Raw genomic sequence first — 21,127 nt, 5'->3', positions numbered from 1 at the left:
TTATGCCTGCAGATGCAATTTAAACACTTGTAGCACTTTATCAATATCCTGACGCGACACATCTTTATGAGTCACAAAGCGTAGCGTGCGGCTGGGGCTGATGAGAATGCCCGCCTCACGACAACGTTTCGCCAGCGCTTTCTCATCGACATGGGGCGCAAGTGTTGCAAACACCATATTGGTTTGAACAGCGGCTAAATCAATTTCAAACTCACTCAACTGACTTAGTTGCTGAGCAAGATAAGCCGCGTTTTCATGGTCTTCCACCAATCGCTCAACCTGCTCTGTGAGTGCTAATTTACCCGCTGCCGCTAAAATCCCCGCCTGGCGCATGCCGCCACCAAGCATTTTACGCCAGCGCGTGGCCTTTTTAATTAAGCGCTCATCACCTAGGAGCAGCGAGCCAACAGGCGCACACAATCCCTTGGATAAACAGATAGAGACCGAATCAAAATGCCCCGCGATATCAGCAATCCCAATCCCCTGTGCCACGGCGGCATTGGCAACCCTGGCACCATCTAAGTGAATTTTTAAACCACGTTGAAATGCCAGCGCCTGCGCATTGGCTAGATAACTCTGGGGCAAGACTTTACCACCGATAGTATTTTCTAGGCTCAATAAGCGCGTGCGCGCGAAGTGAATATCATCGGGTTTTATCGCCGCTTCAATATCGGTCAAGGCGATAGTGCCATCCTGCTGATTAGTCAGCGGTTGTGGTTGAATGCTGCCGAGAACCGCCGCGCCACCGCCCTCAAATTTATAGTTATGCGCCTGCTGGCCGCACAGGTATTCATCCCCACGCTCGCAATGGGCCATCAATGCAAGCAAATTGGCCTGAGTGCCAGATGCCGTAAACAGCGCACTCTCGAAACCAAACATCTCTGCGGCCATGTATTGTAAGCTGTTGACGGTCGGATCATCACCATAAACATCATCACCCACTTCTGCCCTCGACATGGCTAATCGCATCGCCTCTGTAGGCTGGGTCACAGTATCACTGCGTAAATCTATCATCTTGCCCTCGACTTCTTCTATCTATCCCCGACGCGGATATTCATCGCGCAAGTGCGACTCTAGCCTCAAAGGAAAAATTTGTATAGTTTACCGATATATCTGCCGATAAAACTGGCAAAGTATCTATATTTTTTGCTGCTAAGCCTATTGATTTGCAGCAAGTAACTCGCAAAACTTGGCGTTAAGCCGATAAAAAAGATAGAATACCTAACTAAGATGCTCATGCTACTCCAATGCAAATCTCTTAGTGGTTTTAACTACCAAAGATAGAATACAAGGTGATTTGTGGTGAAAACATCCGTAATACAATGGATTAGATTAACGTGTTTAGCCTTGAGTTTAAGCCTGATGTTGCCCGCTTATGCATGGCAAGATACAGATCAAGATGGTGTCCCAGATATTAAAGACGCCTGTCCAAACACACCCGCAAATACCAATGTGATGGCCAATGGCTGTGTTTACCAAGCCGAAGTAAAATCCAGCAATATTCAGTGTGATGTCGATGATCCTAGTACTTATTCAGCCGCTGATTGTCATAATATTGAGACCGCGATTGTGTATTTTGAGTTTGCTATCGCCGAAGTAGATTTATCGCAATGGAAAGCTTTAGCCTTAGTAAAAGCTTTTTTAGACGCGAATCCTGAGACTCGATTAACTTTGGTAGGGCATACGGATATTGTTGGTACGCCAGAGTTTAATTATCAGTTATCACTGAGACGAGCACAAAATGTGAAACACATTTTGGTTGAAGACTACGGCTTCAATCCAAATCGCTTTACCGTTGTTGGTAAAGGTATATCTGAACCAGTTGCGGATAATTATTCCAGCGAAGGTCGCAGATTAAATCGACGAGTACAATTTATCGTCAATAATAACTAGTTTTGTTAGCGTATTTTAGGGAGTTATTTTATGGAAAACCTTGAAGGTTTATTAAAGCAGGCACCGGATTTAGTCATGACCTATGGCTTAAAAATCTTATTTGCGTTGATTATTTTCTTCGTCGGTAAATATTTTTCTGGCGTAGCACAAAAGTTAGTGCGTAAGTTGCTTAACAGCCGCAAGATTGACCCAACAGTGGTGTCTTTTGTGGCTAACTTAGCTTGGGCAGTGGTGTTTGTGTTCACCATTATCGCCACCTTAGGCCAAATTGGCGTACAAACAGCCTCTTTAGTCGCAGTTATCGGTGCCGCAGGTTTAGCCGTTGGTTTAGCACTGCAAGGTTCTCTGTCTAACTTTGCATCAGGCGTATTAATGGTGTTATTCCGTCCATGCCGCGTAGGCGATTATATTGAAGCAGCAGGCATCGCTGGTACTGTTGATGAAATCACCATTTTCTCAACCAAATTACGCACCCCAGATAATAAAGTGATTGTGGCGCCAAACTCCTCAATCATGAATGGCACTATCACAAACTACTCCGCCTCTGAAAATCGTCGTATCGATTTAGTCATTGGTGTCTCTTATTCTGCGGATATTGCGCAAACCAAAAAAGTATTAACAGAGATTTTAGATAACAACCAATATGTACTGAAAGAACCAGGTTATACCGTAGGTCTTTCTGAATTGGCGAATTCTTCAATCAACTTTGTGGTTCGTCCTTGGGTTAAAACCGCCGACTACTGGACTGCGCGTTTCCAAATTTTAGAACAAATCAAAAATGCACTCGATGCAGCGAACATTGAAATTCCATTCCCACAAATGGATATTCATGTGAAGCAATTGCCAGAGAGCAAATAAGCAGCAAGCATATTGAAAGGCCGGTAATTACCGGCCTTTTTTATGGTGATAACTTGGGTTTTGTCGTACCTTAAACCCCATGTGCACAACATACCTGAGTACGGGAGATAAAATGCAAAAGTATGTTTCGTTTCTAGCCGCGGGCTGTGTTTTTAGTTTAATGGTTCTCAGCCCCACCGCTATTGCTAATGATAAAACCCAAGTGATGATGGGCGACAAGACTGTCACCCTTGAGGGAAAATTACCCAAGCTTGAGCAAATGGCGCCACGATTTAAAGTTGTCGACGAACAATTTACCCCTATCAGCCTAAGTGACTTTAAAGGGAAAACCGTGCTGATCAGTGCGGTACCCAGCTTAGATACAGGTGTCTGTGCTCTGCAAACAAAGCGATTTAACAGTGAAGTCAGTCACTTCTCCGATGATGTCGTCATGCTGACCATCAGCACAGATTTGCCCTTCGCGCAAAAACGCTTCTGTAAGGTCGAAAACGTCGACAAAATCAAAGTCCTCTCCGACTCAGTGTGGCGTGATTTTGGCGAGAAATACGGTTTATTGATTGAAGATTACGGCTTGCTCGCTCGGGCCATTTTTATTATCGATGCAGAAGGTCAGCTTAAGTACCAAGAGCTGGTCCCCAATATTACCGAACATCCCAATTATGACGCCGCGCTTGAAGCGTTAAAAACCATTCAAGCACAGCAGTAAACATAAAAAACGGGGCATTTAATGCCCCGTTTTTATTAATGCATATGCTGGTCGCCGTTGGCTTGATAGTCAAAGGTCGGCATAGACCAATGATAACGCAGTGCTAACATTCGTAAGCTAAAGCCCAGCGTTAAACAGATCAATAGGTTTATCCACTCCGCCAATTGGTAAGCATTGAGGGTGATATATAAGCCTGCGGTAAAGAGCGAAATCACCGCATAGAGTTCTTTCTTAAAAATCAAAGGCACTTGATTACAGAGAATATCGCGGATCACCCCGCCAAAGACCCCAGTGACGAGCCCCATCACCACCGCAATCGTTGGACTAAATCCTAACATTAGGGTTTTTTGTGCGCCCACAATTGAGAATACGGCTAGGCCTAAGGCATCAATGGCCAAAAATAACTTGGACAGATAACGCATCACAGGCGCAATAGCAACCGTTAATAAAGACGCAAATGCAATCGCGAGCAAGTAATGGACATTCTCGACCCAAATCAAAGGGTAATTTCCGAGCAGCATGTCTCTTAAGGTGCCACCACCAATCGCCGTCGCGCAGCCAATGATAACCACGCCGAATAGGTCCATCTGCTTACGACCCGCCGCTAATGCCCCTGTCATGGCCTCGGCCAAAATCCCAATCAGCCATAATAATCCGATAAATTGCGCTTCTTGCATTTAAACTACTTATTACCCATGCATAAAAAACGGATTTTGCCTGATAATCCACGGACTGGATAATGAGATTATTTAAATTTTGTCATTAGAATATTTAATCTATTGATTGTATTTTTGCATTAACCATTTTGACGTCTTGATATCATGTTACACCACAGCCCTTCAATAACAATACATTAACTAATGGACGACTGTTCCTCTCATTCAATTAAGCTTATTTTTTGATAAGTTTTAATAAAGCATAATCAATTAAAATTTTAAAATTTGTAGAAAATTCATCTTAAAGCCACTCAAGCCTAAATTTTGGCCACAAAAAAGCGGCCAAAGGGCCGCTTTTTTAGACTAAAAGTAAATTATTTGTTTTCAGGCTTTGGCGGGAAATTCGCCATCACACTGCCGACCGCTTCGTTGATAAGCTTCACTCTTTCCGAAGGGGTATTTTTATCACGGATAGTGTCTGCCACTGAGCCGCGCCAAATTAACTTAGCGGTTTTATTATCAACTAAATCAATGATCAGGGTGCCCACTTCATATTCTCTAACTGTGGTCTGGGTTTGCATGTTACCGCCCCAGCCCCAACCTGGGCCATAGTAAGGGTTATAACCAAAATTGGTATTGAAGGTATCTACATTAATCTTCTTATCGATTTTGGTCAGATAGTTCACTAATACATCGGCATCTTTTGCATCAACCAAGGTCATGCCCTTAGATGAAAGCTGTGAGTTCACCGCATCCCGCACGCGCTGATCCATTAAACCATCGAGGTGATAACCCGAAGCATCGGTCTTTTGTGCGACCCAAGCATAGGTCTTGTACTGAGTAAAATTGGCGCTAGGGTCAAAATCCCAACCCGACTTAAGGGAACTACAGGCACTCAGTGCCAGTACGGCTAAACCTACAATTATATTTTTCATGGTGATTTCCTTGGTCGTTCTTATCGAACACAAATAAGCCGAAAATAAATTTAGCTTACAGAGCAATGGACGGTTCTACAACTCAATATGATGAAAAAGCAGTGTGTTATTCAGCTTGACTTCAGCAATCGCCTTAAATGATAATGATTATCACTTAAAGCGATAGAGGGATAACTAACATGTACTGGTTCATTAGCGCATTGATTGTGGCATCGGCAATTTTCTGGTTCGCACCACAAAAAGTCTCTGCCGATACCCATAACAGTAAGCTCACACCACATCTCCCCATGATGTTGCTGTTTTTACCTTTAGTCGTATTGAGTTGGCTCGTGTTTGAGACTGTGTCGAACGGCGTGAATTACACCACGGTCGCCGCCTTTGGGTTTGTTGCCACCGCTTGCTTAATCGCCCTGCCTAAATTGCATCGTTTTATCATGCCCTGCGCCCTACTCACCGCATTGGCATTAATCGCTATGGTATTGCAGCATCTCTAAGTCTGCTTTTTAAACATGCTACTTCCCTGCAAAGAGCTAGCATTGACCTTCGGCCACTTTCAGTCTCTGTCAGTGGCCTTTTTTACCTCCCCGAAAGACGTTGAGTTTGGTAAACTTAAGCGGCGTATATTCAGATAAAAGATGACTTATGAGAGTAGATCCCAACGTTTCCTTAGTGTACAGCACAGATAAAGGCCGCATTACTGCCGAGCCAGAAGCCAAAGCTATCCCCACATCCGATGGGATTGTGCGCATCCACAGAGACAGCAAAGGCCGCAAAGGTAAAGGTGTCTCGGTCATTTCAGGCCTAGGACTTGATGAAGCGGGCTTAAAAGCCTTGGCACAAACCCTTAAAAAACAATGTGGTTGCGGCGGCACAGTCAAAGATTTCACTATCGAAGTGCAAACCGATAATCGTGAACAACTAAAACTACTGCTTGAAAAACAAAACTACAAAGTCAAATTAGCCGGCGGTTAATACGCCACCAGCCTAAGCCGCTGGATTTAATCTATTGGTCAACGCCTGTGGGCTGAACGGAGCATTTAATGGAGAGTTTGCAGAACCATTTTTTAATCGCCATGCCGTCGCTCGATGACACTTTTTTTGAGCGCACCGTCATCTATCTATGTGAGCACGATGAAAAAGGCGCTATGGGGCTAGTGATTAATAAACCGCTGGGCATTGAAGTGAACTCATTGCTCGAACAGATGGATTTACCCGCTGAACAAGTGTCTAGCGATCTGGCTCTGGGCGCGCAGGTGTTAATGGGCGGCCCCGTTTCCCAAGATAGAGGCTTTGTCCTGCATACGTCCCAGCCCTATTGGGCCAACAGTACTGAATTAAGCTCGGGCCTTATGCTCACCACCTCAAGGGATGTATTAACGGCGATTGGCAGCGAGCGCTCGCCGGAAAAATTTATCGTGGCATTAGGTTATGCGGGTTGGAGCAAAAACCAGCTGGAGCAAGAATTGGCCGATAACTCATGGCTGACTATCCCTGCCGACCAAGCCCTGCTCTTCGATGTCAAACACGAGGATAGATGGCAACAAGCGAGCCGCGCGCTCGGCTTTGATGCTTGGCAATTGTCATCACAGGCAGGCCACGCCTAGCCGATTTTATTGTGACGAGTGAATATAGATGAACGCAAAAACCGTTTTAGGTTTTGATTTTGGAACAAAAAGTATTGGTGTCGCCATAGGGCAACAAATCACCGCCAGCGCCACGCCACTATTATCCTTAAAAGCCGTAGATGGTATTCCCAATTGGGATGAAATCGGCAAGCTCATTAAAGAGTGGCAACCCGATTTAGTCGTCGTAGGTTTACCGCTCAATATGGATGGTACAGAGCAAGAGATGACCCACAGGGCGAGAAAATTCGCCAACCGCCTGAACGCTAAGTTTGGGGTCAAAATTGTCACTCAAGATGAAAGACTGACCACCACAGATGCAAAAGCTCGGCTATTTGAGCTCGGCGGCTTTAAAGCCCTCACCAAAGGTCAAGTCGATGCAGTGTCAGCCGTATTGATTGTCGAAAGCTATTTTGAAAATCATTTCGGTGAATGATAAGTCATAAAAACAAAAGGATAGCCTGAGCTATCCTTTTTTATTTCTGCGCTTATAAAGCTTACAGATAGGGTTTAACCAAGTTGGCCATCATGCTGATATGGTCATCATTATCGTTCAGCGCAGGAATGTAACGGAACTTCTCCCCGCCAGCATTAGCAAAAATATGGCCGTTTTCACCGACGATCTCTTCTAAGGTCTCTAAGCAATCGGCGCTAAACGCTGGGCACACAATCGCCACGTCACGTACGCCCTCACTCGGCAACGCCTGCATGGTGGCATCCGTATAGGGTTGTAACCATTTGGCCTTACCAAAGCGAGATTGGAAAGTCATTACAAACTCATCGGCTGTAAGCCCCAATTGTTCGGCCACCAGACGGGTAGTCTTCATGCAAAAGCAATAGTAAGGATCGCCTAAGTGCAAATTACGCTCCGGCATACCATGGTAAGAAAGTACTAACTTTTGCGGCTTACCCTGTTGCTCAAAGTCGGCGCGAATTGAATTCACCAATGCGGCAATAAAGTCAGGGTGATCATGGTAAGTATGAATAAAATGCAGCGATGGCAGGTAGCGCCACTGGGTTAATTCCCTTGCAATAGCGTCAAAGGCCGAGCCCGTGGTCGGCGCCGCATATTGCGGATAGAGCGGCAGTACGACAAGCTTATCTATGCCCTGTTGATGCATCGTTTGTAAGGTGCTAGCCACAGAAGGATTGCCATAACGCATGGCTAAATGCACTGAGACTTCATGTCCATCGGCTGCTAATTTTTCCGATAATTTAGCGGTTTGGCGCAAACTGATATCCATCAGCGGTGAACCCGCGTCAGTCCAGACTTTTTGATAGAGCGCCGCAGACTTGGCCGGGCGAACGCGCAGCACTATGCCATGTAAAATCAGCATCCACAGGAGTTTTGGAATTTCGACCACCCGAGGGTCGGATAAAAACTCCGCAAGGTAACGCCTCACCGCCGATGCCGTTGGCGCATCGGGTGTGCCAAGGTTAAGTAGCAACACACCCACTTTGCCACGCTTTGCGTGACCCATCTCTTTTGATAATCCTGAAAACCTAGCCAAAGTAGCCTCTTAACATGAGTAAAATGAATAAATTGGGCATTAAAGCACTGATTCTATTGCCTGCTTAAGCTCGGCACTATCGGGCTTCACCTTAGAATTAAACTGCTGCACCGTATTGCCATCGCCACTGACGACATACTTGTAGAAATTCCACTTAGGCGAGCCGACTTTATCTCCTAAGTATTTGAAGACACTGTTAGCATCGCTGCCTCTCACGGGTGATGTCGCGAGCATAGTGAAGGTGACACCATAGTTGATGTAACACACCTTAGCCGTGTCTTTTTCATCATTTTCTTCTTGGAAAAAGTCATCGGAAGGGAAACCAATCACCACTAAGCCTTTGTCTTTGTATTCTTTATGAAGCGCTTCGAGAGCCTTAAATTGCGGAGTATAACCGCAATTACTTGCGGTATTGACCAGTAACACAGGCTTGCCCTGAGTCAATTCACACAGGTTAATTTTCTCATCCGAGTGCAATTTACGCACTTCAACATCAAGATAACTCGGGCAAGTTGCCGCAAATGCGCTAGTGCTTAACAGACTGGCAAAGATAACTAAGGGGAGCTTCATCATAATGTCCTTCTCATTGGGCGCGCCAAGATTGGCAAACTCGTTATTCTCTATTACGTCACTCGCTAATATAGAGATCATATTGAATAAAAAAATAAAAGCTACAGCGAGTTATCGATTGTCTTAAGCGATAAAAAAAGCAGCTCAAGGGAGCTGCTTTAACATCACCGCGGACAGGATTAATCCATATCCAAGGTCACGCCTTCCATAAAGCTTGAACTGGTAGGCTCTTTATTTTGCAGTTTGATCATTAAACGCAAGTCGTTTGGCGAGTCAGCATGGTGAAGCGCATCGGCATAGCTAATTTCCCCATCGATATAGAGTTGCAGCAAGGCTTGGTCGAAGGTCTGCATACCCTGCTCGTTCGATTTAGCCATGGTTTCTTTAAGCAAATGCAGCTCGTTTTTAGCAATCAAGCTCGCGACACGTGGCGTATTGATCAAGACTTCAATCGCCGCCCGTCGTCCTGTGCCATCGACTTTAGGCACCAGTTGCTGCGCCACAATGCCGCGCAGGTTGAGTGACAAGTCGAATAACAACTGCTGGTGTTTACTCTCAGGCACTAAGTGCATGATCCGGTCTAACGCTTGGTTAGCGTTGTTCGCGTGCAATGTCGCCATACAGAGGTGACCCGTTTCGGCGAAAGAAAGCGCAAACTCCATGGTTTCTTGAGTACGGATCTCACCAATCAAAATCACATCGGGCGCCTGACGCAGCGAACTCTTCAGCGCCGCATCAAAGGACTCTGTATCTATCCCCACTTCACGTTGAGTGATGATGCTTTTGCGATGGTCATGCACAAATTCCACCGGGTCTTCGATGGTGAGGATATGACCACGGGCATGGGCATTACGATAACCCACTAATGCCGCCAAGGAGGTCGACTTACCAGTTCCCGTTCCCCCAACCATGATGATAAGACCCCGTTTACTCATCACCAGATCTTTTAAAATCGGTGGCAGTTTTAAGTCTTCCACCTCAGGGATTTTGGTCTCAATCCGGCGCATCACGCATCCTGGAGATTCACGCTGCCAGAATGCACTCACGCGAAAACGACCTAACTCCTTCACTGCAAAAGCAAAGTTACACTCGCGAGTGGTGTGAAACTCCTTCTTTTGCGCCTCAGTCATCACGGATTCAACAAAATCCAAAGACTGCGCCGGCGTGAAAGCACTCTCGGCTAATGGGCGTAACTCACCATCGATTTTGGCGCTCGGCGGAAAACCTGCGGTAATAAACAAGTCCGAGGCTTTACGCTCTACCATGACTTTTAAAAACGGACGGACATCCATCATAAATCCTTAAAAGGTCGCTTGTTTGTTTGAGCTCTTCGCCATGGCATCCTCACGGGTGATGAGACCACGGTTGACTAAGTTTTGCAGACACTGTTCAAGCGTTTGCATGCCATGGGCCATCCCCGTTTGAATAGCTGAGTACATCTGCGCCACTTTATCTTCACGGATAAGGTTACGGATGGCGGGCGTTCCCATCATGATTTCGTGAGCTGCCACACGGCCACCACCGATTTTCTTAATCAGGGTTTGCGAAATAACCGCCTGTAATGATTCAGACAACATGGTACGCACCATGTCCTTTTCACCGGCAGGGAACACGTCAACCACACGGTCGATGGTCTTAGCCGCCGAGGTGGTGTGCAAGGTACCAAAAACTAAGTGACCCGTTTCGGCCGCCGTCATCGCCAGACGAATGGTTTCAAGGTCACGCATCTCACCGACGAGGATAACGTCAGGGTCTTCACGCAGTGCACTACGGAGCGCAGCGTTAAAGCTGTGGGTATGACGATGCACTTCCCGTTGGTTAATCAAACATTGCTTATTCTGGTGAACGAATTCGATAGGATCTTCAATGGTTAAGATATGGTCGTGGCGGTTCTCATTGATGTAATCCACCATGGCCGCAAGTGTGGTACTCTTACCTGAACCTGTAGGGCCAGTGACTAACACTAAGCCGCGGGGAAAACTGGCGATTTTTTTAAAAATTTCAGGCGCACCTAGCTGCTCAAGTGACAATATATCACTAGGAATGGTACGAAATACCGCCGCCGCGCCGCGGGATTGGTTAAAAGCGTTCACACGGAAACGCGCTAAATTAGGGACTTCGAACGAAAAGTCGATTTCTAAATGCTCTTCAAAGTCCTTACGCTGTTTATCATTCATAATGTCGTACACAAGGCTGTGTACACCCTGATGATCGAGCGCGGGCAGGTTAATTTTTCTCACTTCACCGTCGACACGGATCATGGGAGATATCCCTGCAGAGAGGTGTAGATCCGAGGCTTTGTGTTTTACACTAAAGGCTAATAACTCAGTGATTTCCATAGTTTGGGATATCCTTGCAACCAGATAATTACATCATGACAACAATAGCAGACAGACTCGCCCTCGCCCAGAGCAGGATCGCGCAAGCGGCGCAAAAATGCGCACGCCTACCTCACAGTATTCGCTTACTTGCCGTCAGTAAGACTAAACCGATTGAAGATATTATAGCAGCCTATGATGCGGGCCAGCGTTGCTTTGGCGAGAACTATGTTCAAGAAGGTGTGACAAAAATTGAGGCGCTAAAGGGCACGCACCCTGATATTGAATGGCATTTTATTGGGCCACTGCAATCCAATAAAACCGCCTTAGTCGCCCAACATTTCGATTGGATGCACACCCTCTCGCGGGAGAAAATTGCCCAGCGCCTCAATGAGCAGCGCCCAGCGCACCTTACGCCGTTAAATGTCTGTATTCAAATCAATATCAGTGATGAAGATACAAAATCCGGTATCGATGCCGAGCAGATGCTGCCGCTGGCCGATAGCATCAGCCAATTACCCCATTTACAACTGCGGGGCTTAATGGCCATTCCCAGTGCCACCAATGACATTGCGCAGCAGACACGCGAACTCAGCGAGCTTAAGCAGTTATTCGATACGCTAAAGCAGCATTATCCCGCGGTAGATACTCTCTCCATGGGCATGAGCAATGATTTAGACGTCGCAATTGAGTGCGGCTCAACCATGGTACGTATCGGCAGCGCCATCTTTGGTGAACGGGATTATGGTGTAAGAGAGACCACCAGCAATTAGTCAGTACGGGTTAAACCGTCATCATTGACGCTAAGGGAAATCACCGAGATAGCCAAAGGTGTGCCAGCAAAATCGGCTTTAGCCTTGTTTTTAGTCACTAAAGCCCAAATACTGTTAGAGAACATTAAATAGAAATTTTTATCCGGCCTAATAACGCTAATTCAATGATATTAATGCTGAATGTTATCCACTCAGCCTAGGCCAGACATTATGGGGTACACATGAGTCAACAAAAAATCTGCTTTATCGGTGCGGGCAATATGACCCGCAGTATTATCAGCGGCTTAATTCGTAGCGGCTATCCAGCTGCGCTAGTGCAAGCCACCAATCCTAGCCAAGGTAAACTCGATGCCCTCGCCGCCGACTTTGGTGTGCGTGTATCCCAAGACAATCTCAGCGCCGCCCAAGATGCCGATGTCATCGTATTATCCGTTAAACCGCAGTTGATGGAACAAGTCTGCCAAGCACTGCAAGGCATTGATATGTCTAACAAGCTTGTGATTACCATTGCAGCGGGCATCAAAGCAAGCCGCTATAGCGAATATCTGGCTCAACCCATCACGCTGGTTCGTACTATGCCAAACACGCCAATGCAAATCGGTGTCGGTATGACAGGTCTCTACGCGCCGCAGCCCCTCTCTGATGCCCAACAAGCCATTGCCGAGCGCTTGATGTCTAGCGGTGGTGAAATTGTGTGGGTGAATGAGGAGTCAGAAATTAATCAAGTTATTGCCCTTGCTGGTAGCTCACCTGCCTATTTCTTCCTGCTCATGGAGTCTATGATTGATGCAGGCAAGCAAATGGGTATGGATGAAGCCAAAGCCAGAAGCTTAGTACAGCAAGCGGCCCTCGGTGCTGCTATGATGGCAAAGCAAAATCCTGAGCTTACGCTGGGTAATTTACGGGAGAATGTCACCTCTAAGGGCGGCACAACGGCGCAAGCTATCGCCACATTCGAAGCGGCGGATCTTCGTGGTGTGGTCAAAAATGCAATGGAAAACTGCATCAAACGTGCAGAAGAAATGGCCAATACTTTTTGATCCAGCTTGATCCAGCAATTGCTGGGTGACTTGCTAACTTTTAACGCGGGCGTTTTTAATCGGACTCATATAGGCAGAAATCTCGATGAATGCATTAACCTTTTTGATCAGCACACTCTTCGATTTGTATTTGATGGTGGTGATATTACGGATCTGGCTCCCCTTGGCCCGTGCCGATTTTTATAATCCCTTCAGTCAATTTGTGGTCAAAGCCACACACCCGTTGATCGCACCTATGCGTCGATTAATTCCTTCAATGGGAAGATTCGATACCTCTTCTTTTGTGCTCGCCCTATTAGTTGTGATGGTTAAAGTGCTGCTGTTAAGCCTTATCGCTGGTGGCGGTATTGATTTAGTGCTGTTCTTTGTGTTTGCACTTGTCACTGTCATCAAACAGGCGGGCATTTTACTCTTTTGGATGCTGATCATTCGCGCCATCTTAAGCTGGTTCAACCAGGGCTATAACCCAATTGTGATGATCATGGGACAACTGACAGAGCCCATTTTGGCCCCAGTGCGCCGCATCATTCCGCCCATTGGTGGCTTAGATCTGTCGGTAATGTTGGTGATTATCGGCATGAACTTTATCAACATGCTGTTGGCGCAATACGTACCATTTTGGGCAGTGATTTAATGAGCGCAGTCATTATGCAGCAAGGCGACTTGCTGCTTAATTTGTATATTCAACCTAAAGCGAGTCGCGATCAAATAGTCGGGCTTCATGGTGATGAGTTAAAAGTCGCCATTACCGCCCCGCCGATTGATGGCAAGGCCAATGCCCATTTAAGCAAATATTTAGCCAAGGCCTTTAAAGTCCCTAAAAGCGATGTTCACATCCTTAAGGGCGAATTAGGACGACATAAACAGGTACGCATCAGTGCCCCCAAAAACGTCCCCGCAGAAATCGTGACCCTACTCGAATAAACACAGCGTTGGAAGTCTAAGTTCAGATACATATAATCAAGCAATCCCTCATACTAAGGTACAACATCATGTTACGTAATCTCCTTATTATGCTCGCCTTAACCGCAAGCCTGTGTGGCGCAGCTAATGCCGAGCAAAAAGAAACTGTCGGTAATTTCGATATTCATTACATGGCGCTGGGCAGCACCTTTTTAACCCCTAGTATTGCGAAATCCTACGGTATCGAACGTAGTAGCTACAGAGGCATCATTAACATTGCCGTATTAGATACAAGTGAAGCAGGCTCTCCCGCAGTGCCCGTTGAAATCACCGGCGTGGCCAATAACCTACTCGATGCGCGTATCGATCTGAAATTTAGAGAAATCCGTGAAGGTGAGGCTATTTACTACATCGCAGAAGTGCCTTACCGCGACGATCAAGAAATCAATTTCAACATCGCCATCAAACACGGCAACCAACTCAACACCAATCTGCAGTTTAAGCAAAAGTTCTACGTCGAATAATTCCAACCTCATAGGCAGGATGATGTAATATCGTCCTGCCTTTTCTGTCCTTTACCGCCAAGCTTGGGTATCATTGCCGCATACAGTCCAATGACATCGCTCAATGTTCACACTCAGTGACATACAGCCAAGAGCGCCCAATCCAATAGGTATTCCATGCAACAAATCGTCCTCGCCAGTGGCAATAAAGGTAAACTTGCCGAATTCGATCAAATGCTCGCCGCCTATGGCGTAAAAGTGCTGCCACAAAGCCAATTTAACGTTAGCGAAGTGGCCGAAACGGGCACCACCTTTGTCGAAAACGCCATTATCAAAGCCAGACATGCGGCGCAAATTACCGGACTTGCCGCCATTGCCGATGACTCGGGATTAGAAGTCGATTTACTTCAAGGTGCGCCGGGCATCTACTCAGCGCGCTATGCGGGGGAAAATGCTAAGGATCAAGACAATGTGTTAAAACTCTTAGACACATTAAAGGATAATCCTGCGCCACGTACGGCCAGATTCCAATGCGTTTTAGTCTATATGCGCCATGCGAAGGACCCAACTCCCATCATTTGCCAAGCCTCGTGGGAAGGCCAAATCGACTTCGTACAACGGGGGGATAACGGCCATGGTTACGATCCGATTTTTATCCCAGAACACCATGATTGCAGCGCAGCCCAAATGAGCAGTGACGAAAAAAATGCCTTGAGTCACCGTGGTAAAGCTTTAGTGCAACTGATTGCTGCCATGCAGGAAAAAGGCGTATTTACCGACGGGAACGCCCAATAATGTCAGTGAATGTGTCACCTCAGTTAACCCTGCCGCCGTTGAGCCTGTACATCCATATCCCTTGGTGTGTACAAAAATGCCCTTACTGCGACTTTAACTCCCATGGGCAAAATGGCGAATTACCCCAAAAGGCCTATGTGGATGCGCTGCTAGCGGACTTACGCCAAGATTTGCACTTAGTACAAGGCCGTAAGATACACACCATTTTTATTGGTGGTGGAACGCCATCTCTGTTTGATGCCAATCAAATCAAACGGATATTGGATAGTGCCAATGCGCTCATTCCCTTCAGTGACGATATTGAAATCACCATGGAGGCCAACCCTGGCACCCTAGAGCACGATGACTTTAGTGCCTACCGCGCCGCAGGGGTCACCCGATTATCAATTGGTGTACAGAGTTTCTCTAAGGATAAGCTCAATCTGCTGGGACGGATCCACGATCAAAACGAAGCTCAAACCGCCGCCCAAAAAGCCAGCCAAGCGGGTTATTTAAGTTTTAACTTGGATTTGATGCACGGACTTCCGAATCAAAGTTTTGCTGAGGCCATGGCGGATATAGATACAGCTGCGGCGCTCAATCCGCCGCATTTGTCTTGGTATCAACTGACGATTGAGCCTAATACCCTGTTCCACTCAAAACCGCCGCAGCTGCCCGACGATGAAGATCTCTGGCAGATCTACGAACAAGGGCAACAAAAGTTAGCGGCACTCGGTTATGAGCAGTATGAAATCTCGGCCTATGCCAAACCCGGTTATCAATGCAGGCATAACCTTAACTATTGGCAGTTTGGCGATTATTTAGGTATTGGCTGCGGCGCCCATGGCAAAGTAACCTTGCCCGAAGAAAACCGTATTATTCGCACGGTCAAAATCAAACACCCTAAAGGTTATTTAGCTGCCGACAACTATATCTTCGAACAGGCTGAGGTCGCCGAAGAAGATCGCGCCCTCGAATACTTGATGAATCGCCTGCGCTTAATGACGCCTATCCCTAAGCAAGAGTTTGAAGACAGAACTGGTTTACACCGAGATACGTTGAAAGAGGGAATGGAAAAGGCCAAACAACGGGGTTTACTGACCGAATCGGCTGAACATTGGCAATTAACCAGTAAAGGTCACATGTTTGTGAACGATTTACTGACGCAATTTTGTTAATTCACTAATTAAATTTCCCATATAAATAATGTGTTAGCCTAGGTTTCTCGATGAAGCATCTTTTATGGCTAACACATTTTCTAACATTTATATTCATACATTTTCCCCCTGCTTCTTTAGAATTGCCTGAACACTGTTAAGGAAGCCTGATCATGCCAATAAAAACGAACATCAGCTTAGTCGCATTTACCCTCTCCGCCCTGCTAGCACTGCCCTCCTATGCCGTGCCGACCTTAAGTGACTCACATAATGTGGCCAGTGCAAGTGTTGCCGCCCAAAGCGAGTCAGAAAAAGCCAACGCCTTGTTTGAAGCCATCTTTATGGAAAACATCATGGCAAGCCCCATTGCGCAAACCTATATGGGTATAAAGCAGGACTATGATAAGTGGGACGACATTGGCGATGAGGCGGATGCCCGTGAGTTGGCACGCACCAAGAAACAGCTAGCCGAAGTGAATCAACTGGATGCGAGTAAGCTTGACCCACAAACTCGCCTAAGCCTGACATTACTCACCCAAAACCTGAATAACGATATCAAAGACTACCAGTGGCGTTACCATAACTACCCAGTTAATCAGATGTATGGCGGCCACTCGATGATCGCCTCCTTCCTGATTAATCAACACCAGATCACCGATGTCAGCGATGCTAAAGCCTATATCAGCCGCTTAAATGGCGTGCCCAAACGCCTAAGCCAACTGCAACAGGCGCTAGAAGTGCGCGCTGATAAAGGCATTATTGCCCCTAAATTTGTGTTTGGTTACGTGATTTCTGACAGCCAGAACATCATTAAAGGCGCCCCCTTCGATAAAAGCGAAGACAGTGCCTTGTTAGCGGATTTTCGCAAAAAAGTGAACGCACTCAGTATCACTGAAGCAGAAAAAGCCCAACTTATTGCCGATGCAGAAAAAGCACTAGTCTCGCAAGTTGAGCCTGCATACAAGACGCTTATCGCCTATATCAAAACCTTAGAAGCCAAGGCCGATACCCGCGATGGGGTTTGGAAACTCCCCGACGGCGAGGCGTTTTATAACAATGCCCTTGCGCGCACCACGACTACCCAGATGACGGCGGATGAAATCCATCAACTTGGTCTTGCCGAAGTGGAGCGCATCCATAATGAAATGCGCGCCATTATGAAAAAGGTGAATTTTAACGGCACCTTGCAAGAGTTCTTCACCTTTATGCGCGATGATCCGCAGTTCTATTATCCAAATACCGCCGAAGGAAAGGCGGCATATTTAGCCGATGCGACCAAGCTTATCGATAATATGCGCTCACGCTTGGATGAAGTCTTTAAGGTCAAGCCTAAGGCGGCCATGATAGTCAAACAGGTTGAAGCCTTTAGGGAAAAATCCGCGGGTAAAGCCTTCTATGAGCAACCAGCACCCGATGGCTCTCGCCCTGGTAGCTACTATGCCAACCTCTACGATATGAAAGCCATGCCCAAATACCAGATGGAAGCACTGGCTTACCATGAGGGGATCCCTGGCCACCATATGCAAATCGCTATCTCGCAGGAGCTAAAGGATATTCCTAAGTTCCGTAAGTTTGGTGGCTATACCGCCTATATCGAAGGTTGGGGGCTCTACAGTGAATCTTTCCCGAAGGAGATGGGCTTATATGCTGACCCTTACTCCGATTTTGGTCGACTGGCGATGGAGTTATGGCGAGCTTGCCGTTTAGTGGTCGATACAGGTATTCACGCCAAGAAATGGACCCGCGAACAAGGGATAGCTTATTACGTCGATAATACCCCTAACGCAAAATCCGATGCGAAGAAAATGGTCGAACGTCATATCGTTATGCCATCGCAAGCTACTGCCTATAAAGTTGGGATGATTAAGTTACTCGAACTGAGACACAAGGCGGAAAAACAACTGGGTGATAAGTTTGATATCCGGGATTTCCATACTTTAGTCTTGGCAAATGGTGCTTTGCCTTTAGATGTGCTGGAAGAGCAAGTCGATCAATGGATTGCTAGTGTTAACAAAGCCTAAGCTTGGAACCGTGGGAGGCTAACGCTAGCCTCCCTTAAAAACCGTTGCGAATAACATCCTTAAACCGCGGCCAATAAAAAAGCCACTTTTGAAGTGGCCTTTTTATTGGATTTATCACCAGCTTGGTCATAAAACCCTATCTCACTGTGGGTCACTATATTTGATGTATTAAGCAAGTAGCTAACACTCGGTGTGACTTTAGGGTACAGAGAGACAAAACTCGTTTCCCGCACTCAACCATCAGAAAAAAATTACCTCAGCCTAATGAGCTGAGGTAAACCAAAAACTAGGATGATGGTTTAAAAGCCAACATTGTTTTAGTTCGCAAACTTCTGCTGGCTGTGATCCGAAACTGCATTGCTGCCAACCTGTACGCTAATACCAAAAGGGGTCATTTCCAGTAAAAGTGTAGGACTCAGGTCATTCCGAATCATCTGATATCCATTGTATTCATTTAAGAACAAACTTCAATACAGGCTTCAAAAACTTGTTTCAGACAATGCTAAAAAATCAAACTGGAATGCAAAACAAAAACAACACAACCTATTGATTAATAAAAATTAAAAATATCAACAAACGCTCCCAAAACGCATTAAACGCATTTTAAGAACAATGTTTCCAAAATTACTGACGTTCACTGAAGAGTTCCGCATAGGGAATGTCCCAATAAGGCGGATTGCCAATATGGTCTTTAATAAACTCAATGAAGGCGCTCACCTTAGGCGCTAAGTGTTTACGGCGAGGATAAACGGCCTGTAGCGGTAAATGATGAGTCAATTGCCAATCCCTCAGCAGCGGCACTAAGGTCCCCTTAGCGATTTCATCCTCCATCAAGTAACTAGCAAGATATACAACCCCTAAGCCACTAACCGCCGCTGATTTTAAAGCCGGAGCATTATCCACCCTAAAGTTACCAGAGACACCAATCTCACAGTAATCATCGCCTTTTTTAAACTGCCACATGCTGTGCTCATGCCACTCACCTTGATACACCAAGCAGTTATGGTCGACTAATTGTTCAGGGCGTGACGGTGCACCATGTTTAGCAATGTAATCGGGGGAGGCAACGAGGAGGAACTGACATTTCATCAAAGGACGCGCCACCATACCAAGCGGTAATTGCTCTGACATAGTCAGCAATAAGTCTAAACCTTCGCTGACCACATCAACTTTATGATCAAGCAAACTGACTTGTAGTTCGAGTTCAGGATGTTTAGCCATAAAAGAGGGTAAAGCAGGAATGATATGCATAGCGCCAAAGGACTGGGAAATCCCTACTTTTAACACGCCGCGGGTTGCATCGTTTAAGTTATGCACGCTAGCAATGGCCTGTTCGGCATCGCGGAGTAACTCTTCACCTTGCAGATATAATAAATGCCCAGCTTCAGTCAAACTTAAGCTACGAGTAGTACGCTGGATCAATTGAACACCGAGTCTATGCTCGAGATCGGCGACCTGCGTACTGACCTTAGATTTAGAGATCCCAAGCCTTCTTGCAGCGGCACTAAAACTTCCGGCTCTAGCCACATGAGTAAAAATCGCAATAGGTTCTAATAGTTCTAACATGGAAAGTCGCCTTAAGCAGTTTCGACAGTGATTTAAACTTTCGGAATAGCATAGGAATGCGGCACAAATGCCATAGAGCATCCCCTAATGCCTTAATATCTCACAGCAAATGGGTTCGTTGTAGAGATTTAGCCCGAAAAAGTCCGCTAAAGTAGAGTTTTTTATCTGACTGAATTGCCAGCTTTTCATTATATTTTAAGAGTATACCAAACATTAGTCTTTAGACTGTAACATTCCATACTAAATAGCTGCAAGCATTGAGATTAATATCAATCTGCTTAATAAGAATTGTTCATTAAAAAGCCCCAGACACTTAACGTGCTGAGGCTTTATCATTTATATCACGGTATTTATGGTGTCAGTTAGGTTGGCTTAACCTGGCTCAAACCCGTTTAGACCTTAACTATCCTTGCGAGCATTATTCACGTAATTCGCGGTGAGTGTTTTGCGTCAACACATAAGGTGCTAATTCAGGTACTTCTTTACGCAGTTGATTTTCAAGCACTAGCAGGTTTTCAAAACGGTCACATAAACGGTCGGCTTTCGCTTCAAGCCCCTTAGATTGGGATTCAATTTGCTGCTCAATATCATCGCCTAGCTTATCCATTTTTTGTGAAAATGCTTCCATCTTGGCTTCGAAGGATTCACCGTCGCCCGCAAGAATTTGGCCGCCGATATTCATCATCAAGGTGCCAATGGAGTTTTGCACGATTTGCTCCATTTCCCGTTCAAATTCATCGTTAAATGTGTTTTGCATCGACTCTTCAGTCGCACCAAGGTAAAAACTATCGCCCTGTTTGTAGGCTACGGCATCGACACGCTTCTGCACGCCCGCCATCATCTCATCAAACTTAGCACCTGCGGCATCGCCCATCAGCGGCGTTAATGCCATTCCCACAGCTTGAGACGCCAGTGCAACCGCTTCATTGACTAATTCAATCACCTCAGGCACCTGAGTCGATACCTCATCGGCATATTGGCTCACCAGTTTCTTCTGTTTATCGGTTAAGGTGACCTGCTTGCCTTCAACGTATAACTTGTCGACCTCGATGCGATACTTCTCGGCGCCCTTCTCGCTCATCACTAATTTTTTAGGCTCGACTCTCACATCATAATTAAGGGAAACCTCACAGCGCTCATCAATTTGCGGCTCGGTTTTCGCTTGTACTGATTGCAAGCCTGAAGTGCCTAAAATAACGCCCGATAATGCCACTCCAGTTAATAGGGTATTTATCTTCATTGTTGTTCATCCTTTAATCTGAGGAATTCGACTAAGCTAACATGCTAAAAGACAAATAGCAGAAGATATGCCAACTTTGTA

Annotated in this window: 25 protein-coding genes; 15 read left to right on the top strand and 10 right to left on the bottom strand. The window is 46.1% G+C overall.

Translation table 11 applies throughout. The annotated features are described in order from the left end of the window. The gene (gene ltaE, locus EYR25_RS05490) at positions 1–1,014 is read right to left on the bottom strand and encodes a low-specificity L-threonine aldolase (RefSeq protein WP_133178776.1); all 1,014 of its coding nucleotides are present in this window, start codon (positions 1,012–1,014) and stop codon (positions 1–3) included. 348 nt (positions 1,015–1,362) lie between these two features. Between ltaE and EYR25_RS05485 the strand changes: the two genes are divergently transcribed. From EYR25_RS05485 to tpx, 3 genes are all read left to right on the top strand, one after another. Further along, positions 1,363–1,893, top strand: a complete 531-nt coding sequence (locus EYR25_RS05485; RefSeq protein WP_425057218.1) for an OmpA family protein — start codon at positions 1,363–1,365, stop codon at positions 1,891–1,893. A gap of 30 nt (positions 1,894–1,923) precedes the next feature. Next, on the top strand, positions 1,924–2,751 hold the full coding sequence (locus tag EYR25_RS05480; RefSeq protein ID WP_133178774.1) for a mechanosensitive ion channel family protein: 828 nt from the start codon (positions 1,924–1,926) through the stop codon (positions 2,749–2,751). 112 nt (positions 2,752–2,863) lie between these two features. Continuing rightward, positions 2,864–3,457 (top strand): thiol peroxidase, encoded by a 594-nt coding sequence (tpx, locus tag EYR25_RS05475; protein ID WP_133178773.1) that lies wholly within the window; start codon positions 2,864–2,866, stop codon positions 3,455–3,457. Positions 3,458–3,492: 35 nt separating this feature from the next. Here tpx and EYR25_RS05470 read toward each other — a convergent pair whose 3' ends face one another. Both EYR25_RS05470 and EYR25_RS05465 read right to left on the bottom strand, forming a co-directional pair. Further along, on the bottom strand, positions 3,493–4,134 hold the full coding sequence (locus EYR25_RS05470) for a trimeric intracellular cation channel family protein (RefSeq protein ID WP_133178772.1): 642 nt from the start codon (positions 4,132–4,134) through the stop codon (positions 3,493–3,495). A 353-nt stretch (positions 4,135–4,487) separates the two neighbouring features. After that, complete coding sequence (locus tag EYR25_RS05465; RefSeq protein ID WP_023266509.1) at positions 4,488–5,048, bottom strand: DUF4136 domain-containing protein; 561 nt, start codon at positions 5,046–5,048, stop codon at positions 4,488–4,490. A 179-nt stretch (positions 5,049–5,227) separates the two neighbouring features. Here EYR25_RS05465 and EYR25_RS05460 point away from each other — a divergent pair, with 179 nt between their 5' ends. From EYR25_RS05460 to ruvX, 4 genes are all read left to right on the top strand, one after another. Then, positions 5,228–5,542: a hypothetical protein gene (locus EYR25_RS05460; protein ID WP_011716287.1), complete on the top strand. Its 315-nt coding sequence runs from the start codon at positions 5,228–5,230 to the stop codon at positions 5,540–5,542. A 148-nt stretch (positions 5,543–5,690) separates the two neighbouring features. After that, positions 5,691–6,020: a stress response translation initiation inhibitor YciH gene (gene yciH / locus EYR25_RS05455; RefSeq protein WP_133178771.1), complete on the top strand. Its 330-nt coding sequence runs from the start codon at positions 5,691–5,693 to the stop codon at positions 6,018–6,020. A gap of 68 nt (positions 6,021–6,088) precedes the next feature. Further along, the gene (locus tag EYR25_RS05450; protein ID WP_133178770.1) at positions 6,089–6,652 is read left to right on the top strand and encodes a YqgE/AlgH family protein; all 564 of its coding nucleotides are present in this window, start codon (positions 6,089–6,091) and stop codon (positions 6,650–6,652) included. A 28-nt stretch (positions 6,653–6,680) separates the two neighbouring features. Next, the gene (ruvX, locus tag EYR25_RS05445; protein WP_011621986.1) at positions 6,681–7,106 is read left to right on the top strand and encodes a Holliday junction resolvase RuvX; all 426 of its coding nucleotides are present in this window, start codon (positions 6,681–6,683) and stop codon (positions 7,104–7,106) included. Between the two features lie 61 nt (positions 7,107–7,167). On the opposite strand, the gene hemH is transcribed toward ruvX, so the two are convergent. From hemH to EYR25_RS05425, 4 genes are all read right to left on the bottom strand, one after another. Beyond that, positions 7,168–8,151 (bottom strand): ferrochelatase, encoded by a 984-nt coding sequence (hemH, locus tag EYR25_RS05440; RefSeq protein ID WP_133178769.1) that lies wholly within the window; start codon positions 8,149–8,151, stop codon positions 7,168–7,170. Between the two features lie 69 nt (positions 8,152–8,220). Next, on the bottom strand, positions 8,221–8,832 hold the full coding sequence (locus EYR25_RS05435) for a glutathione peroxidase (RefSeq protein WP_425057201.1): 612 nt from the start codon (positions 8,830–8,832) through the stop codon (positions 8,221–8,223). Between the two features lie 98 nt (positions 8,833–8,930). Next, a complete protein-coding gene (locus tag EYR25_RS05430; RefSeq protein WP_133178768.1) occupies positions 8,931–10,043 on the bottom strand; it encodes a PilT/PilU family type 4a pilus ATPase in 1,113 nt (370 codons plus the stop codon). 9 nt (positions 10,044–10,052) lie between these two features. Then, positions 10,053–11,090 carry a type IV pilus twitching motility protein PilT gene (locus tag EYR25_RS05425; RefSeq protein ID WP_023266515.1) on the bottom strand — a complete coding sequence of 346 codons (1,038 nt, stop codon included), beginning with the start codon at positions 11,088–11,090 and terminating at the stop codon, positions 10,053–10,055. A 35-nt stretch (positions 11,091–11,125) separates the two neighbouring features. Here EYR25_RS05425 and EYR25_RS05420 point away from each other — a divergent pair, with 35 nt between their 5' ends. Then, on the top strand, positions 11,126–11,842 hold the full coding sequence (locus tag EYR25_RS05420; RefSeq protein ID WP_133178767.1) for a YggS family pyridoxal phosphate-dependent enzyme: 717 nt from the start codon (positions 11,126–11,128) through the stop codon (positions 11,840–11,842). On the opposite strand, the gene EYR25_RS21480 is transcribed toward EYR25_RS05420, so the two are convergent. Next, entirely contained in the window at positions 11,839–11,967 is a 129-nt protein-coding gene (locus EYR25_RS21480; RefSeq protein WP_264889417.1) for a hypothetical protein, read from the bottom strand. The genes EYR25_RS05420 and EYR25_RS21480 overlap by 4 nt on opposite strands. A 96-nt stretch (positions 11,968–12,063) precedes the next feature. Between EYR25_RS21480 and proC the strand changes: the two genes are divergently transcribed. The 7 genes from proC (at position 12,064) to EYR25_RS05385 (ending at position 18,240) form a co-directional block, all read left to right on the top strand. Then, on the top strand, positions 12,064–12,882 hold the full coding sequence (gene proC, locus EYR25_RS05415; protein WP_133178766.1) for a pyrroline-5-carboxylate reductase: 819 nt from the start codon (positions 12,064–12,066) through the stop codon (positions 12,880–12,882). 85 nt (positions 12,883–12,967) lie between these two features. Continuing rightward, positions 12,968–13,516: a YggT family protein gene (locus EYR25_RS05410; protein WP_023266519.1), complete on the top strand. Its 549-nt coding sequence runs from the start codon at positions 12,968–12,970 to the stop codon at positions 13,514–13,516. Further along, positions 13,516–13,806 carry a DUF167 family protein YggU gene (gene yggU / locus EYR25_RS05405; RefSeq protein WP_133178765.1) on the top strand — a complete coding sequence of 97 codons (291 nt, stop codon included), beginning with the start codon at positions 13,516–13,518 and terminating at the stop codon, positions 13,804–13,806. The genes EYR25_RS05410 and yggU overlap by 1 nt, the downstream gene beginning before the upstream one ends. A gap of 68 nt (positions 13,807–13,874) precedes the next feature. Further along, positions 13,875–14,309, top strand: a complete 435-nt coding sequence (locus tag EYR25_RS05400; RefSeq protein WP_133178764.1) for a DUF4426 domain-containing protein — start codon at positions 13,875–13,877, stop codon at positions 14,307–14,309. A gap of 156 nt (positions 14,310–14,465) precedes the next feature. Beyond that, on the top strand, positions 14,466–15,083 hold the full coding sequence (rdgB, locus tag EYR25_RS05395) for an RdgB/HAM1 family non-canonical purine NTP pyrophosphatase (RefSeq protein WP_011625625.1): 618 nt from the start codon (positions 14,466–14,468) through the stop codon (positions 15,081–15,083). Next, positions 15,083–16,240 (top strand): radical SAM family heme chaperone HemW, encoded by a 1,158-nt coding sequence (gene hemW / locus EYR25_RS05390; RefSeq protein WP_133178763.1) that lies wholly within the window; start codon positions 15,083–15,085, stop codon positions 16,238–16,240. Before rdgB ends, hemW begins: the two co-directional genes overlap by 1 nt. A 152-nt stretch (positions 16,241–16,392) precedes the next feature. Next, the gene (locus tag EYR25_RS05385; protein ID WP_133178762.1) at positions 16,393–18,240 is read left to right on the top strand and encodes a DUF885 domain-containing protein; all 1,848 of its coding nucleotides are present in this window, start codon (positions 16,393–16,395) and stop codon (positions 18,238–18,240) included. 624 nt (positions 18,241–18,864) lie between these two features. Here EYR25_RS05385 and EYR25_RS05380 read toward each other — a convergent pair. After that, complete coding sequence (locus EYR25_RS05380; RefSeq protein WP_133178761.1) at positions 18,865–19,806, bottom strand: LysR family transcriptional regulator; 942 nt, start codon at positions 19,804–19,806, stop codon at positions 18,865–18,867. Between the two features lie 418 nt (positions 19,807–20,224). Next, a complete protein-coding gene (locus EYR25_RS05375; protein WP_133178760.1) occupies positions 20,225–21,046 on the bottom strand; it encodes a YggN family protein in 822 nt (273 codons plus the stop codon). Positions 21,047–21,127 lie beyond the last annotated feature (81 nt).

This window comes from Shewanella decolorationis (genome assembly GCF_004354305.1).
Taxonomy (GTDB): domain Bacteria; phylum Pseudomonadota; class Gammaproteobacteria; order Enterobacterales; family Shewanellaceae; genus Shewanella; species Shewanella decolorationis.
Note: the sequence above shows the minus strand (reverse complement) of the source record. Positions and strands in the feature narration are given on the sequence as shown.

Coding starts and splice junctions, on each gene's coding strand:
- ltaE (WP_133178776.1), bottom strand. CDS start 1,014: ATGATAGATTTACGCAGTGATACTGTGACCCAGCCTACAGAGGCGATG.
- EYR25_RS05485 (WP_425057218.1), top strand. CDS start 1,363: ATGTTGCCCGCTTATGCATGGCAAGATACAGATCAAGATGGTGTCCCA.
- EYR25_RS05480 (WP_133178774.1), top strand. CDS start 1,924: ATGGAAAACCTTGAAGGTTTATTAAAGCAGGCACCGGATTTAGTCATG.
- tpx (WP_133178773.1), top strand. CDS start 2,864: ATGCAAAAGTATGTTTCGTTTCTAGCCGCGGGCTGTGTTTTTAGTTTA.
- EYR25_RS05470 (WP_133178772.1), bottom strand. CDS start 4,134: ATGCAAGAAGCGCAATTTATCGGATTATTATGGCTGATTGGGATTTTG.
- EYR25_RS05465 (WP_023266509.1), bottom strand. CDS start 5,048: ATGAAAAATATAATTGTAGGTTTAGCCGTACTGGCACTGAGTGCCTGT.
- EYR25_RS05460 (WP_011716287.1), top strand. CDS start 5,228: ATGTACTGGTTCATTAGCGCATTGATTGTGGCATCGGCAATTTTCTGG.
- yciH (WP_133178771.1), top strand. CDS start 5,691: ATGAGAGTAGATCCCAACGTTTCCTTAGTGTACAGCACAGATAAAGGC.
- EYR25_RS05450 (WP_133178770.1), top strand. CDS start 6,089: ATGGAGAGTTTGCAGAACCATTTTTTAATCGCCATGCCGTCGCTCGAT.
- ruvX (WP_011621986.1), top strand. CDS start 6,681: ATGAACGCAAAAACCGTTTTAGGTTTTGATTTTGGAACAAAAAGTATT.
- hemH (WP_133178769.1), bottom strand. CDS start 8,151: ATGGGTCACGCAAAGCGTGGCAAAGTGGGTGTGTTGCTACTTAACCTT.
- EYR25_RS05435 (WP_425057201.1), bottom strand. CDS start 8,832: ATGATCTCTATATTAGCGAGTGACGTAATAGAGAATAACGAGTTTGCC.
- EYR25_RS05430 (WP_133178768.1), bottom strand. CDS start 10,043: ATGGATGTCCGTCCGTTTTTAAAAGTCATGGTAGAGCGTAAAGCCTCG.
- EYR25_RS05425 (WP_023266515.1), bottom strand. CDS start 11,090: ATGGAAATCACTGAGTTATTAGCCTTTAGTGTAAAACACAAAGCCTCG.
- EYR25_RS05420 (WP_133178767.1), top strand. CDS start 11,126: ATGACAACAATAGCAGACAGACTCGCCCTCGCCCAGAGCAGGATCGCG.
- EYR25_RS21480 (WP_264889417.1), bottom strand. CDS start 11,967: ATGTTCTCTAACAGTATTTGGGCTTTAGTGACTAAAAACAAGGCTAAA.
- proC (WP_133178766.1), top strand. CDS start 12,064: ATGAGTCAACAAAAAATCTGCTTTATCGGTGCGGGCAATATGACCCGC.
- EYR25_RS05410 (WP_023266519.1), top strand. CDS start 12,968: ATGAATGCATTAACCTTTTTGATCAGCACACTCTTCGATTTGTATTTG.
- yggU (WP_133178765.1), top strand. CDS start 13,516: ATGAGCGCAGTCATTATGCAGCAAGGCGACTTGCTGCTTAATTTGTAT.
- EYR25_RS05400 (WP_133178764.1), top strand. CDS start 13,875: ATGTTACGTAATCTCCTTATTATGCTCGCCTTAACCGCAAGCCTGTGT.
- rdgB (WP_011625625.1), top strand. CDS start 14,466: ATGCAACAAATCGTCCTCGCCAGTGGCAATAAAGGTAAACTTGCCGAA.
- hemW (WP_133178763.1), top strand. CDS start 15,083: ATGTCAGTGAATGTGTCACCTCAGTTAACCCTGCCGCCGTTGAGCCTG.
- EYR25_RS05385 (WP_133178762.1), top strand. CDS start 16,393: ATGCCAATAAAAACGAACATCAGCTTAGTCGCATTTACCCTCTCCGCC.
- EYR25_RS05380 (WP_133178761.1), bottom strand. CDS start 19,806: ATGTTAGAACTATTAGAACCTATTGCGATTTTTACTCATGTGGCTAGA.
- EYR25_RS05375 (WP_133178760.1), bottom strand. CDS start 21,046: ATGAAGATAAATACCCTATTAACTGGAGTGGCATTATCGGGCGTTATT.